A 12,504-nucleotide genomic window follows, 5' to 3' on the forward strand; every position below is an offset into this window, starting at 1 on the left:
AGGCCCTGGGGCTGCGGATCGGCGGGCGGGGCCGGCACCGGCTCGGCGGCCGGGGCAGCCGCGGGCGCAGGCGTGGCGGCGGAGGGCTCCGCCATCGGCACCTCTGTCTCCTTGCCGCCGGCCATGCGCAGCGGCGGCAGACCGGCGCCCATGGCGGCGTTGCGCAGCTCCGGCGTGCCGCCGGTGGTGCCGACGGGGACGATCTCGATGGCGCGCAGTTCACGCACCAGGGTGGCGAAATCCACCTCCTCCGGCCGGGCGGCGAGGTCGTCCAGCCCGATCACGATGGGGGCGAAGCGCAGGAAGCCGGGGGCGCGGCGGAACTGATCGCCGATGGCCGGCACCACGGCTTCCGCCCGATGGTCCAGCAGGCGCAGCACCAGAAGATTGAAATTGGCTCCGCGCAGCCGGAAGGGCTCGAGCCTGGGGGCTCCGGAGGGGGCGTTGGGCCTGGACGCGGCAGACATCGCGCTTGCGGGTTCCCGGGGCTCGGCGGTGGCAGGGCACCCCATAGCAGCGCGGCGCGCAAGGGCGAAGCGCGCCGACGCCATCGTTCGGAAACGGAATGGGTTGGCCGGGAAAGCTGAGGCCGGGCCGCAAGCGCGACTCGGCCGCGGCGCGCGGCCCTACCCCCCGCGGATGCCCAGCGTGCGGACCAGGTCGCTCCACTTCGCCACCTCGATCCGCAGATGCGCGGCCAGCGCCTCCGGCGAGGTGTCCTCGAAGACGTCCACCCCGGCCGTGGCCAGCCGGCCCCGCGTCGCCGGATCCCGCGTGGCGGCGGCGGCAGCGGCGGCGATCGGCCGGATGGCGGCATCGGGCGTGCCAGCCGGAGCGTAGATGCCGTTCCAGGCGGAGCTGTCGTAGCCCGGCACCCCGGCCTCCGCGAGGGTGGGCAGGTTCGGCAGCATGGAACTGCGCTGCGCGGTGGTGACGGCCAGACCGCGCACGCGGTTGTCCGCCATCAGCGGCGCCAGCAGGGTCTGGCTGTCGATCATGAAGTCCACGCGCCCGGCGGTCAGGTCGGAAACACCCTGCGGCGTGGTGCGGTAGGGCACCACCGTGAAGCCCACGCCCGTCATCTTGCGCAGCAGCTCCGCCGAGAGGTGGCTGGTGGCGCCGATGCCGGCGGTGCCGAAATTCGCCTCCCCGTTGCGGCTGCGCAGCCAGGCGAGGAAGCCCGGCACGTCCGTGGCCGGCACCGAGGGATGCACCACCACCACGAAGGGCTGCCGCGTGGTCAGCGCCACCGGCGCGAAGCTCTCGATCGGGTCGAAGGGGAAACTGGCGTAGAGCGCCTTCATCGCCGCGTGGCCGACGCTCCCGACCATGATGGTGTTGCCGTCCGGCGCCGCGCGGGCGGCGGTGGCCGCGCCGATCGTGCTGCCGGCGCCGCCCTGGTTCTCGATCACCATCGGGCGCCCGAGCGCGGGCGACATGAAGTCCGCCAGGATGCGCGCCACAACGTCGGTCAGGCCGCCCACACCGAAGGGCACGATCACGCGGATCGGCCGCGGCGCCTGGGCCAAGGCGGGCGCGGCGAGCGCCGGCAGGGCAAGCGCGGCCAGCAGCGCGCGGCGATGGATGGTCATGTCGTGGGTCTCCCCCGTCTCCCGGACGGGCTCCTCTTGCTGCAATCTGCGGGCCACGCCAATCCGGGAGCGCGACGTGACACCGCTGACGCTGCAGGAGCCCTTCCGGGCCGTCTTCTACACGCCCTTCTACGCGGCGCTGGCGCGCGGCGACTTCGAAGCGCAAGGGGTGGCGGTGAAGCTGGTCACGGTCGGCGAGCCTGACCGCGCGGTGGCCAACCTGCTCTCCGGCGCGGCGGACCTCGCCTGGAGCGGCCCGATGCGGGTGATCCGCGACCATGCGCGGGACGCGGCGAGCCCGCTGATCAGCTTCGGCGCGGTGGTGATGGGCGATCCCTTCCTGCTGGTCGGGCGCGGCGCGCGCCCCGGCTTCGCGCTGCGCGACCTGGCCGGGCTGCGGCTCGGCGTCGTCAGCGAGGTGCCGACGCCCTGGTGGTGCCTGCAGCACGACCTGCGCGGCGCCGGGGTGGAGCTGGCCGCCATCCGCACGGTGACCGGGCAGAGCATGGCGGAGAACACGGCGGCGCTCGCCGCGGGCACGCTGGACGTCGCGCAGCTCTTCGAGCCCTTCGCCAGCCAGGCGGAGGCGGCGGGCGGCCAGGTCTGGCATGCCCAGGCGGCGCGCGGCCCGACCAGCTACACCGCCTTCTACGCCACCCGCCCGCTGCTGGCGGCGAAGCGCCCGGCGATGCAGGCGATGGTCCGCGGGCTGGCCGCGATGCAGCGCTGGCTGCACGCGGCCGGTGCGGCGCAAATCGCGGCGACCGTCGCCCCCTTCTTCGAGGGCACCGACCCTGCGGTGCTGGAACGCGCCATAGGCCGCTATCTCTCGCTCGGCATCTGGACGGCCACGCCGCACTTCCCGCCCGAGGCCTTCGTGACGCTGGAGGCGGCGATGCTCGGGGCCGGCGCCATCCCACGCGCGCCGGGCTTCGCGGCCTGCGTGGACGACGCGATCGTGGACGAGGCACTGGCATGAGCAGGGCCCGCCCGACCCGCGCCGACTACCGCTTCTTCCTGGAGATCCCGACGCGCTGGATGGACAACGACGTCTACCGGCACGTCAACAATGTCACCTATTATTCATGGTTCGACACGGTCGTCGCCCGCTTCCTGCTGGGCTCCGGCGCCATCAACCTCACCGACAGCCCGGTGATCGGCGTGGTGGTGGAGACGCTGTGCCGCTACCACGCGCCCATCGCCTTCCCGGAGACGGTGACGGCGGGCCTTCGGGTGGAGCGGCTGGGCACCACCTCCATCCGCTACGGGATCGCGATCTTCCGGGAGGACGAGCAGGTGGCGAGTGCCGACGGCCACTTCGTCCATGTCTACGTGGATCGCGCCACCCAGACCCGCCCCACCCCGCTGCCTGACCGCCTGCGGCAGGAAGCGGCGGCGCTGGTGGTGCCGGCGGCCGACGCCGCCGGTTGACGCGGGCCGGCCCGCGCCGCAAAGCGTCGCCCTGCCGGCGCGGGAGCCGGCGAGGGGGACAGACGGGATGGGCGCTCTGACGCGGCTGGCGATCCTGGACGACTACCAGGGCGTCGCGCTTTCGATGGGGCCGTGGTCGCGGCTGCCCGGGACAGTCCAGGTCGAGGTGTTCCGCGACACGCTGAAGGACCGCGACGCGCTCGTGGCGCGCCTGGCGCCCTTCGACGCGATCCTGGCGATGCGGGAGCGCACCCCCTTCCCCGCCGCCCTGCTGGAACGGCTGCCCAACCTCAAGCTGCTCATCACCACCGGCGAGCGGAACCTCAGCATCGACGTCCCCGCCGCACGGGCGCGCGGCATCACGGTGTGCGGCACGCCGAGCGCCGGCGCGCCGACCGTGGACATCACCTGGGCGCTCATCCTGAACCTGCTGCGCGACATCCCCGCGCAGCTGGACAGCGTGAAGGTAGGCGGCTGGCAGACCAGCGTCGGCCAGGCGGCGGGCGGGCTGACGCTCGGCGTCGTCGGTCTCGGCAAGCTCGGCACCCGCGTTGCCGCGGTGGGCAAGGCGCTGGGCATGAAGGTGATCGCCTGGAGCCAGAACCTGACTGCCGAGAAGGCCGCGGCCGCCGGCGCGGAGCTGGTGGACAAGGCGACGCTGTTCGGCAGCGCGGACGTGGTCTCGCTGCACCTGATCCTCTCCGACCGCTCGCGCGGCATCGTCGGCGCGGCGGAGCTCGGCGCGATGAAGCGCGGCGCGATCCTGGTGAACACCAGCCGCGGGCCGCTGGTGGACCTCGACGCGCTGGTGGCAGCGCTGCGGGAGGGGCGGATCCGCGCCGGCCTCGACGTGTTCGACCAGGAGCCGCTGCCGCCCGGCCATCCGCTGCTGGGCTGCCCCGGCACGCTGCTGACGCCGCATCTCGGCTATGTCTCCACCCAGAACTACGCTGCCTATTTCAACGGCGCGGTGGAGGCGATCGAGGCCTGGCTGGCCGGCGCGCCGATCCGGGAGCTGAAGCCGTGACCGCACCCGTCCCGCCCCTGCCCGCCTTCTGGGCCACGGCCAGCCAGGCGGAGCGCGACGCGGCCTACGACAATGCCGGCGCGGTGAAGGACAGCCCCGCCCTGATCGCCGAGCGCAACGCGCTGGCCACCGCCTTCCGCGAGGCGCATGCCGGGCACCTGGACCTGGCCTTCGGCGAGACCGAGCGAGAGGCCTGGGATCTGTTCCCCGGCCGGGACCCGCATGCGCCCTGCCTGGTGTTCATCCATGGCGGCTACTGGCAGCGCAACCGCCGCGAGGACTTCGCGCATCTGGCGGAGGGCGCGCTGGCGATGGGGTGGAGCGTCGCGCTGAACGGCTACACCTTGGCGCCCGAGGCGTCGCTGACCCGAATCGCCTGGCAGGTCCATGCGGCGCTGGACTGGCTCTCGGCGCATGGACCGGCCTTCGGGATCGCCGGTCCGATCGTCGCCTCCGGCTGGTCGGCCGGCGGCCACCTGACGGCGCTGGCGCTGGAGCATCCGGCCGTGAGCGCGGGGCTCGCCATCTCCGGCATCTTCGAACTGGCGCCGATCCGCGACACCAACCTGAACGTCGCGCTGAAGCTGACGGAGGCGGAGGTGGCGGAGCTTTCGCCGATGCGCCGCCCCGTGGTGCAGAAGCCGCTCGCCATCGCCTATGGCAGCGCGGAGCTGCCGGAGCTGTGCCGGCAGAGCCGCGACTTCCACGCGCTGCGCAGCGCCGCGCACGCTCCCGGGCCGCTGGTGCCGGTGCCCGGCGCGGACCATTTCCGCGTGCTGGAGGCGCTGCGCGTGCCCGACGGCTCGCTGCTGCGGGTCGCGGCGACCCTGCTGAGCTGAGGATGGCGGCCGCCGCCCCCGCGATGCGCACCACCCCGGTGCCCGACGCCAGCGGCCTCTCGGGCCGGGAGGTCACGCTGGCCTGGGTCGCGACGGGCGCGTGCTGCCTCTACTACCTGTTCCTCATCACCAATGGCGGCTTCGACCTCGGTGCGCCGGAGGCGCTGGGCTTCGTCTTCGACCGCATGGCCTGGCACCTGCTGCACGGGCGCTTCGATATCGAGCCGGAGATCATCGGCCGCGAAGCCTTCGTCTTCGAGGGCAAGACCTACGCCTATTTCGGCATCTTCCCGGCGCTGCTGCGCGTCCCGCTGGTGCTGGCCTATGGCACCGAGCCTCCGAGCCTGTCGCGGCTGTCCTGCTGGGTCGGGCTCTGCATCGCGGCCGCCGCCTCCACCGCCATCCTGCTCTCGGTCGCGGATCGCCTGCCGCGCTTCGGCTGGCGCGGCGCACTGCTGGGGCTGGTGCTGTGCGCGACGCTGCTGACCGGACCGATGCTCGGCCTCGCCTTCTCCGCCTATATCTTCAACGAGCCGATCATCTGGAGCGTGGCGCTGGCCATGCTGCTGCTGCTGATGCTGGTGCGGCAGGCGACCGGCCATGCGTTGCCGACGCCGGGCCGGCTGGCGGCAATGGGCGTGCTGGCCGGGCTGGCGCTGCTGACGCGGCCGGTCGCGGGCATCGGCATGACCTTCGCGCTGATGGTCGCCACGCTCGTCCTGCCGACGCTGACGCCGGACGCCGCACCCGGCGCATGGCGCCGCTGGCTGGCCGGCGCCGTCCACACGGGATGCTGGATCGCGCTCGGCCTCGTGCCCCTCGTGCTGCTGGTGATGGCGGTGAATTACGGGCGGTGGGGCAACCCGTTCGAGTTCTCGCCGCAGACCGCCAATGTCCAGGTCATCGCGGACGCGCGACGGATGCGCGTGAACCTGGAATACGGCGTGTTCGAGTTGGCGCGGCTGCCGGTCGGCCTCGGCTACTACCTGCTCGGCCTGATCAACGACGGCTGGCTCGGCGGCCTGTCCGACCGCATCATGGACGACCTGGGCTGGCCGCGCAGCGCCCTCGCCGCCACGGTCACCGCCCAGTTCGTCCTGGCCGCGATCGCGGCCGTCGCGCTGCTCCGGGGCACGCTGCCCGCACCGCTGCGCGGCCGCCGCCTGCTGATGCTGGCCGCCATGCCGCTGGCGATGGCGGCGATGCTGCTGACGCTGAGCGTCATGAACTACCGCTATCGCCTGGAATTCCTGCCGCTGCTCGTCCTCGGTTCCGCGCTCGGCTTCGCGGCCATGGCACAGGTCCGGGAGGCGACGGCGCGGCGGGCGATGCTCGGCCTGGGCGTGCTGGTGGCGGCGAATCTCGCCGTCTCGCATCTCGACCTGCTGCAGGCGAAGCTCGCCACCTTCGCGCAGCCGGAAGCCGCGCGGCAGGTCATCATCGAAGGGACGGCGCCCTTCTCCCGCCTGTTCGTCCGCGGCCCGGCGGCGCAGTAGCCGCCGCCTACCCCGCCAGGTAGCGGGCCGCGCCCTCCGCCAGGACCTGCACGCCGAGTGCCAGGTCCTCCTCCTTCGTGTCCTCGCTCCAGTGGTGGCTGATGCCGCCGATGGACGGGACGAAGAGCATCGCCGCGGGCATGATCCGTGCGAGGTACTGCGCGTCGTGCCCCGCCCCGCTCGGCATGCGCTGCCAGGCGCCGGGCGCGAGATCCTCCGCCGCGTCGGCCAGCGCCTGCTGCATCGCGTCGTCGCAGAGCGCCGGCGTGGAGAGGCTCACGGGCTCCAGCGTGCAGGGGCATTTCTCCCGCCGGTTGCTCTCCTGCACCAGGGCGCGCAGGCGTTCCTCCATGCGGGCGATGATCGCCTCGTCCACGTCGCGCAGCTGGAACAGCACCTCGGCACGGCCCGGGATGATGGATGCCGCGCCGGGGTCGAGCGCGATGCGCCCGGTGGTCCAGGTGCTGCGCGGGCCGCAGACCAGCGGGAAGTGGCGGTCGATCTCGGCGAGGAGCCGCACGGCGGAGAGGCCGGCGTCGCGCCGTTCCGCCATGGTGGTGCCGCCCGCATGGTCCTGCATGCCGGTGAAGACCAGGCGATACTGGCGGATCGCGACGATGCCGGTGACCACGCCGATGCGCAGGCCGGCGGATTCGAGCTGCGTGCCCTGCTCGATATGCATCTCGAGGAAGCCCTTGTGGCGTCCCTTCTCCCATTGCACGCGCGGCCGTCCCTCCAGCCCCGCCTCGCGCAGCGCCTCGCGCAGCTTCTTGCCGTGGTAGCGGTTGGCGAGGCGGTCGATCTCGTCCTCGCCGAGGTCGCCGATGAAGCTGCGGCTGCCGATGAAGCCGCCATAGTGGCCTTCCTCGTCGGCCCAGGCGGCGACATCCACCGGCAGGCCGGCGCGCGCCAGCGCGACGCCGGCGACGACGCCGAGCGCGCCGTCCAGCCAGCCCGCCTCGTTCTGGCTCTCGATATGGCTCCCGACCAGCAGGTGCGGGCCTTGGCCCTTGTGGCGGCCGATGACGTTGCCGATGCCGTCCATCGTCGGCTCCAGCCCCGCCTCCTGCATCTTCGCCATCAGCCAGCGGCGGCTTTCCATGTCCTCCGGCGTGTAGGTCGGGCGGTGCACGCCGGTGCGGAAGGCACCGATCCGACGGAGCTCGTGCAGGTCGGCCAGGAAGCGCGCGGTATCGACCTTCGCCATCAGCCCGTCTTCCCTTCCCTTGCGTCGCGCCGTGCCGCGGCGCGCGCCAGGATGGCGCGCCGCGTCGCCTCGTCCGCCGCCGGCCACGCGGCGATCTCGTCCAGGCTGCGGCCGCAGCCCTCGCACACATTCGCCGCGTCCAGCACGCAGAGCTTCACACAGGGCGAGCGGACGGGCGGCATGGTCAGGTGGTCAGCCCGCCATCCACCACGACAGTCTGCCCGGTCACCATCGCCGCGCCGGCCAGCAGGAAGACCACGACCTCCGCGATGTCGTCCGGCGTGCAGCGGCGCTTCAGCAGCGCGTTGTCGATCGAATTCTTCCGCTGCTCCGGCGTCCATTCGATCATCCAGGTGGAATCGACGGCGCCGGGCGCCACGGCGTTCACGCGCACCTCCGGCGAGAGGCCGCGCGCAAGGTTCTTCGTCAGGCTGATCACGCCCGCCTTGGTCGCGCCATACGCCATGGAGGAGCCGGCATGGTTCATGCCCGCGATCGAGGCGATGGACACCACCGCGCCATGCGCCGCCTTCAGCGCCGGTGCGGCCGCCTTGGTGCAGCGGAACACGCCGAGGAGGTTCACCTCCAGCAGCGTGTGCCAGAGCTCCTCCGTAAGCCGCTCCAGCTCATGCGGGGCGATCGTGGTGCGGGTGCCCGGCGTGCCGGCGTTGTTCACCAGGTAGTCCAGCCGGCCGAGTTCCGCCGCGGCGTGCTCCACCATGCGGGCGCAGTCGCCGGCATCGGCCACATTGCCCGGCGCTGGCAGGATGCGCGCGCCCGTCATCGCGTGCAGCTTGGCCACGGCTTCCGGCCCGCGCGGATCCTCGGCCAGGAAGTTCACCGCCACGGACGCGCCGGCCTTCGCCAGCAGGGTGGCGGTGGCGAGCCCGATGCCGGAGGCGCCGCCGGTCACCAGCGCGGCCTTGCCCTTGAGGTCGTAGCTGATCATCGCGTCAATCCATCTGCCGCGTGCTGCCGGCCATGGTGCCGATCTCGCGCAGCGCCTTCTTCAGCGCCATCAGGCGCCGGTCGCGCGCGGCAAACAGCTTCGCGGTGTCCTTCCCCCAGTCGTAGTAGCCGCCACCGGCCATCACGCCGGTGCGGCCCTCGGCGATCAGCCGGTCCAGCGTCGGGCTGTCGGTGCGCGGCGGCGGCGGCTGGTAGGTGGCGTTGCGCAGCGCGTTCTGCAGGATCGGCAGGCCGGTGAAGTCGGCCTTGGCCATGATGGCGACGATCGGGATGCGCAGCGCCAGGCCGTGCACGACGGCGGTGTCGATCTCCTCGGCTGTCGCCACGCCCTCGTCGATCAGGCGGTAGACCTCGGCGGCCAGCGCCTGCTGCAAGCGGTTGGCGATGTAGCCCGGCACGAAGGTCTTCATCACCAGCGGCACCTTGCCCATCGCGGCGACCAGTTCGGCCGCCCAGTCCACGATGGCCTGCTCGCAGGTCGGGCCGGCCACGATGTCCACCAGGTCCACCAGGTAGGGCGGCGTGTACCAGTGCATGATCAGGGACCGCGCCTGCCGGCGCTCCGGGATCAGCGGGAAGGGATCGAGGTAGGAGGTGTTGGAGGCGATGACCGCCGCCATCGGCGCGATCCGGTCCACCTCGGCATAGAGCGCGCGCTTGGCGTCCGGGTTCTCGATGATCGCCTCGACGATCAGGTCCGCATCCTCCAGCGTCTCCGCCAGGGTGGGCAGGCGGGTGACCTGGTGGTGCAGCCAGTCGGGCGTGCAGCCCGCCGGCGCCTCCCCGGCCTCCACCAGCGAGGCGAGCGCCGTCTCCATCAGCCCGCCCGCCTTGTCGAGCATGGCCATGGAGCTGTCGGTCAGGCGGACCTCGTGGCCGCCCAGCGCATAGACCAGCGCGAGCGCGTGGCCCATCGTGCCGGCGCCGAGCACTGCGACCTTCAGGGCCATGTCCGGTGATCCTCCCGTGCTGGATGGCGGGACCCTGCCCCCACCCAACCCTCCCCCGCAAGCGGGGGAGGGCTACGATCCGCGATAGGTCGCGTAGCTCCAGGGCGAGCAGAGCAGCGGGACGTGGTAATGGCCCTGCCCCGCCTCCAGCCGCACGGCGATGGGCACCACGTCCAGGAAGCCCGCGCCGCCGAAATAGGCGCCCACATGGAAGCGCAGCTCGTAGCGTCCGGCGACGAAGCTCTCTGCCGTCAACAGCGGCGCGTCGGTGCGGCCATCGGCGTTGGTGACGCGCTCCGTCACCTTCACCGCGCCCGCGGGATCCAGGCGGTACAGTTCCACCAGCACGCCCTGCGCCGGCCGGCCCGCGGCGGTGTCCAGGATGTGGGTGGTCAGCGCGGAAGCTTTCATTGTGCGGGCGCCCCTGCCGCGATCCAGGCCAGGACCTTCCGCCGTTCCTCCGGCGTCATGTCGGTCAGGTTTCCGGGCGGCATCGCCTCGGTCTGGACCTGCTGGCGCATCGCGGCCGCCCAGCGGCGCAGCTGCGCCGGCGTCTCCAGCATCACGCCCTTCGGCGCCGCGGCCATGCCGTCGAAGGTGGGTCGCGCAGCATGGCAGGATGCGCAATGACTGGCCGCGATCGCCTGCACCTCGGCGATCGTCGGCACCTCAACCCCCGCAAGGCTCGGCGCCGGCGCCGGGCGCAGCGCGAACATCAACCCCACCACCACGAGGGTGGCCCCCGCCGGCAGCAGCAGCGGATTGCGCCCGAACTGGCGGGAGACGAAGTACTGGCGCACCAGCGCCCCGGCCAGCGCGATGGCCAGCAGGATCACCCAGTTCCAGGGATGGCTCCAGGTCATCGGGTAGTGCGGGCTGATCATCAGGAACAGCACGGGCAGCGTCAGGTAGGTGTTGTGGACGCTGCGCTGCTTGCCCCAGCGGCCGTATTTCGGGTCGGGCTCGCGCCCGGCCTGCATCGCCTCCACCATCTTCCGCTGGCCGGGGATGATCACCATGGCGACATTGGCCACCATGATCGTCCCCGTCATCGCGCCCACCTGCAGGAAGGCGCCACGGCCGCTGAACAAGTGGCAGGCGACGAAGGCGGCCACCACCAGCAGCGCCACCATCGCGATGGAGAGCTTCGTCTCGTCCTCGCCGAACTTCGACCGGCAGATCAGGTCGTAGACCACCCAGCCGCCCGCCAGCATCGCGGCGCTCAGCGCCACCGCCAGCCAGGGCGGCATGTCCACCACCGCCGGGTCCACCAGGTAGGTCGAGGCATTCACCCAGTAGATCAGCACGAACAGCGAGAAGCCGCTGATCCAGGTCCAGTAGGCCTCCCACTTGAACCAGTGCAGCTTCTCCGGCAGTTCCGCCGGCGCCACCGCGTATTTCTGCTTGTGGTAGAAGCCGCCGCCGTGGATCGACCACTGCTCGCCCTTGACGCGCGGGTTGCCGTCGCGCGGCGGGTCAAGCTGGTTGTCGAGGCCGATGAAATAGAAGCTGGTGCCGATCCAGGCGATGCCGGCGATCAGGTGCAGCCAGCGGATCAGCAGGTTGGCCCATTCGGCTAGGTAGGCGAGGTCCATCAGGAAAGGCGTCCCGGGCGAGCGCGTCGCGTTGCGCTGCAACAATCGCGTCCCAGAGCCTTCGCCACAAGGCCCGCGCGGGCATCGACGCGCGACGCCGATTGGCCCTAGCCTGCACCCCGCACCCTGGGGAGCCATTCATGACCAGCCGCCTGCCGGCCATCGTCCTCGTCGGAGTCCTCTCGCTGGCCGGCGCCGGGGCCCTTGCCCAGGCCGAGGCGGAGCGGCGCCTGGATGCCGCCATCGAGCGGCTGCGCCAGGCGATCGGGCCCGATGCGCGGCTGGAGATCGGCCGGCGCGAGGTGGATCCGGTGACGGGCCGCGCCGTGCTGTTCGACGTGGCGGTGACGCAGGGCGGCAACCGCCTGGCCGTGCCGGAACTCCGCCTGGCCGACGTCTCCGAGACGCGGATCGGGCGGGCGGAGCTGCTGCGCGGCACCTATCGGGCGGAGGGCGGCCCGCAGGGCGAGGTCGCGCGCATCCTGGTGGCCGGGCTGCCGGTTCCGGTCGCGGGCAAGTCGCTCGATCTCGGCAACCTGAGCTTCGACGCGGTGGAGGTGGAGGCACTGCGGATCGACGACCCGGCCCGCGGCGCGATCCGGCTGGCCAGGCTTGCCGCCCGCGACTGGCGGCCCCACGCGCTGGCCGCCGGCAGCCTGGAAGGCTTCGAGTTCCGCGACACCGGCCAGGATCCGCAGGCGCTGCGCCTCGGCGGCGTGACGCTGGAGGCGATCACCCTGCCAGTCGCCAACGGCGACTTCGACCCCCTCGCCTTCCGCGCCGCGCGGATCGCGCTGCAGGGGGCGGAGCTGCGCGAACCCGGAAGCCAGGTGTCGCTGTCGCTCGGCCGGCTGTCGCTGCAGGACTGGACGCCCGGACGTCCGACCGCGCTGGCCGTGGAGGCGCTGCGCGTCGGCAGCCCCGCCGGCGCGCTCGGTGCCGGCGAGGTGAGCCTCGCGCGGCTGGAGGCCGGCGGCATCGACGCCGCGCGGACGCTGGCGGCCGTCATGGGCGGCCTGCAGGTGCCCGACCCGTTTCCGGGCACGCCGCAGCGCGTCAGCCTGGAAGGGCTGGACGCCGCCCTGGAAGGCCAGCCGGTCCTGGCGCTGGCGCGCCTGCTCACCGAGGGGTCGCTGGAGGGCGGGATCGCCCGTGGCGGCATGCTGGCCGAGGGTCTGCGCATCACGCCGCCGCGCGGCCAGGCCGAGTGGCTCACCGCGCTGGGCTATCGCGAGATGGCGGGCGGGCTCGAGCTGCGCGGCAGCGCGCCGCGCGCCGGCGGCCGGCTGGAGATGGCGCCGGTCCGCATCGCCTGGGACGAGGCCGCGACCCTGAACCTGGCGGCGCAGGTGGACGGCATCCCGGCGGCGCCGCCGGAGGGCAGTGCGGTGGACCCCG

General features: G+C 72.7%; 13 protein-coding genes and 1 pseudogene. 6 read left to right on the plus strand and 8 right to left on the minus strand.

Annotation, left to right across the window (positions count from 1 at the left end):
• Positions 1-467: pseudogene (locus tag OZN99_RS14825) on the minus strand (septum site-determining protein MinC); the annotation flags it as partial.
• A 159-nt stretch (positions 468-626) separates the two neighbouring features.
• Positions 627-1,592, minus strand: a complete 966-nt coding sequence (locus tag OZN99_RS14830) for a Bug family tripartite tricarboxylate transporter substrate binding protein (protein ID WP_270936020.1) — start codon at positions 1,590-1,592, stop codon at positions 627-629.
• Positions 1,593-1,668: 76 nt separating this feature from the next.
• On the opposite strand from OZN99_RS14830, the gene OZN99_RS14835 reads away from it, so the two are divergent.
• The 5 genes from OZN99_RS14835 (at position 1,669) to OZN99_RS14855 (ending at position 6,385) form a co-directional block, all read left to right on the plus strand.
• Complete coding sequence (locus OZN99_RS14835; RefSeq protein ID WP_270936021.1) at positions 1,669-2,571, plus strand: ABC transporter substrate-binding protein; 903 nt, start codon at positions 1,669-1,671, stop codon at positions 2,569-2,571.
• Positions 2,568-3,023 (plus strand): acyl-CoA thioesterase, encoded by a 456-nt coding sequence (locus OZN99_RS14840; protein WP_270936022.1) that lies wholly within the window; start codon positions 2,568-2,570, stop codon positions 3,021-3,023. Before OZN99_RS14835 ends, OZN99_RS14840 begins: the two co-directional genes overlap by 4 nt.
• A 67-nt stretch (positions 3,024-3,090) precedes the next feature.
• Positions 3,091-4,050 (plus strand): D-2-hydroxyacid dehydrogenase family protein, encoded by a 960-nt coding sequence (locus OZN99_RS14845; protein ID WP_270936023.1) that lies wholly within the window; start codon positions 3,091-3,093, stop codon positions 4,048-4,050.
• Positions 4,047-4,889 (plus strand): alpha/beta hydrolase, encoded by an 843-nt coding sequence (locus OZN99_RS14850; RefSeq protein WP_270936024.1) that lies wholly within the window; start codon positions 4,047-4,049, stop codon positions 4,887-4,889. The genes OZN99_RS14845 and OZN99_RS14850 overlap by 4 nt, the downstream gene beginning before the upstream one ends.
• A 2-nt stretch (positions 4,890-4,891) precedes the next feature.
• On the plus strand, positions 4,892-6,385 hold the full coding sequence (locus OZN99_RS14855; protein ID WP_270936025.1) for a hypothetical protein: 1,494 nt from the start codon (positions 4,892-4,894) through the stop codon (positions 6,383-6,385).
• Positions 6,386-6,392: 7 nt separating this feature from the next.
• On the opposite strand, the gene OZN99_RS14860 is transcribed toward OZN99_RS14855, so the two are convergent.
• The 6 genes from OZN99_RS14860 to OZN99_RS14885 all read right to left on the minus strand — a co-directional run bounded on the left by OZN99_RS14860 (position 6,393) and on the right by OZN99_RS14885 (position 11,106).
• Positions 6,393-7,592 carry a Zn-dependent hydrolase gene (locus OZN99_RS14860; RefSeq protein ID WP_270936026.1) on the minus strand — a complete coding sequence of 400 codons (1,200 nt, stop codon included), beginning with the start codon at positions 7,590-7,592 and terminating at the stop codon, positions 6,393-6,395.
• The gene (locus tag OZN99_RS14865) at positions 7,592-7,774 is read right to left on the minus strand and encodes a DUF1289 domain-containing protein (protein ID WP_270936027.1); all 183 of its coding nucleotides are present in this window, start codon (positions 7,772-7,774) and stop codon (positions 7,592-7,594) included. Before OZN99_RS14865 ends, OZN99_RS14860 begins: the two co-directional genes overlap by 1 nt.
• A 2-nt stretch (positions 7,775-7,776) precedes the next feature.
• Positions 7,777-8,541, minus strand: coding sequence for an SDR family NAD(P)-dependent oxidoreductase (locus OZN99_RS14870; RefSeq protein WP_270936028.1), 765 nt, complete (start codon positions 8,539-8,541; stop codon positions 7,777-7,779).
• 4 nt (positions 8,542-8,545) lie between these two features.
• On the minus strand, positions 8,546-9,511 hold the full coding sequence (locus tag OZN99_RS14875) for a 3-hydroxyacyl-CoA dehydrogenase family protein (RefSeq protein ID WP_270936029.1): 966 nt from the start codon (positions 9,509-9,511) through the stop codon (positions 8,546-8,548).
• Positions 9,512-9,583: 72 nt separating this feature from the next.
• Positions 9,584-9,922, minus strand: a complete 339-nt coding sequence (gene uraH / locus OZN99_RS14880; RefSeq protein WP_270936030.1) for a hydroxyisourate hydrolase — start codon at positions 9,920-9,922, stop codon at positions 9,584-9,586.
• Positions 9,919-11,106, minus strand: coding sequence for a urate hydroxylase PuuD (locus OZN99_RS14885; RefSeq protein ID WP_270936031.1), 1,188 nt, complete (start codon positions 11,104-11,106; stop codon positions 9,919-9,921). Before OZN99_RS14885 ends, uraH begins: the two co-directional genes overlap by 4 nt.
• A 140-nt stretch (positions 11,107-11,246) precedes the next feature.
• Here OZN99_RS14885 and OZN99_RS14890 point away from each other — a divergent pair.
• Positions 11,247-12,504 (plus strand): hypothetical protein (locus OZN99_RS14890; protein ID WP_270936032.1); only part of this gene is annotated, 1,258 nt, incomplete at its 3' end.

It is taken from the genome of Falsiroseomonas oryzae (assembly GCF_027856955.1).
Lineage (GTDB): Bacteria > Pseudomonadota > Alphaproteobacteria > Acetobacterales > Acetobacteraceae > Falsiroseomonas > Falsiroseomonas oryzae.

Bases quoted from the DNA above. Each gene is read 5' to 3' on its own strand.
- OZN99_RS14860 (WP_270936026.1), bottom strand. From the start codon at position 7,592: ATGGCGAAGGTCGATACCGCGCGCTTCCTGGCCGACCTGCACGAGCTC.
- OZN99_RS14875 (WP_270936029.1), bottom strand. From the start codon at position 9,511: ATGGCCCTGAAGGTCGCAGTGCTCGGCGCCGGCACGATGGGCCACGCG.
- uraH (WP_270936030.1), bottom strand. From the start codon at position 9,922: ATGAAAGCTTCCGCGCTGACCACCCACATCCTGGACACCGCCGCGGGC.
- OZN99_RS14845 (WP_270936023.1), top strand. From the start codon at position 3,091: ATGGGCGCTCTGACGCGGCTGGCGATCCTGGACGACTACCAGGGCGTC.
- OZN99_RS14830 (WP_270936020.1), bottom strand. From the start codon at position 1,592: ATGACCATCCATCGCCGCGCGCTGCTGGCCGCGCTTGCCCTGCCGGCG.
- OZN99_RS14855 (WP_270936025.1), top strand. From the start codon at position 4,892: ATGGCGGCCGCCGCCCCCGCGATGCGCACCACCCCGGTGCCCGACGCC.
- OZN99_RS14870 (WP_270936028.1), bottom strand. From the start codon at position 8,541: ATGATCAGCTACGACCTCAAGGGCAAGGCCGCGCTGGTGACCGGCGGC.
- OZN99_RS14865 (WP_270936027.1), bottom strand. From the start codon at position 7,774: ATGCCGCCCGTCCGCTCGCCCTGTGTGAAGCTCTGCGTGCTGGACGCG.
- OZN99_RS14885 (WP_270936031.1), bottom strand. From the start codon at position 11,106: ATGGACCTCGCCTACCTAGCCGAATGGGCCAACCTGCTGATCCGCTGG.
- OZN99_RS14840 (WP_270936022.1), top strand. From the start codon at position 2,568: ATGAGCAGGGCCCGCCCGACCCGCGCCGACTACCGCTTCTTCCTGGAG.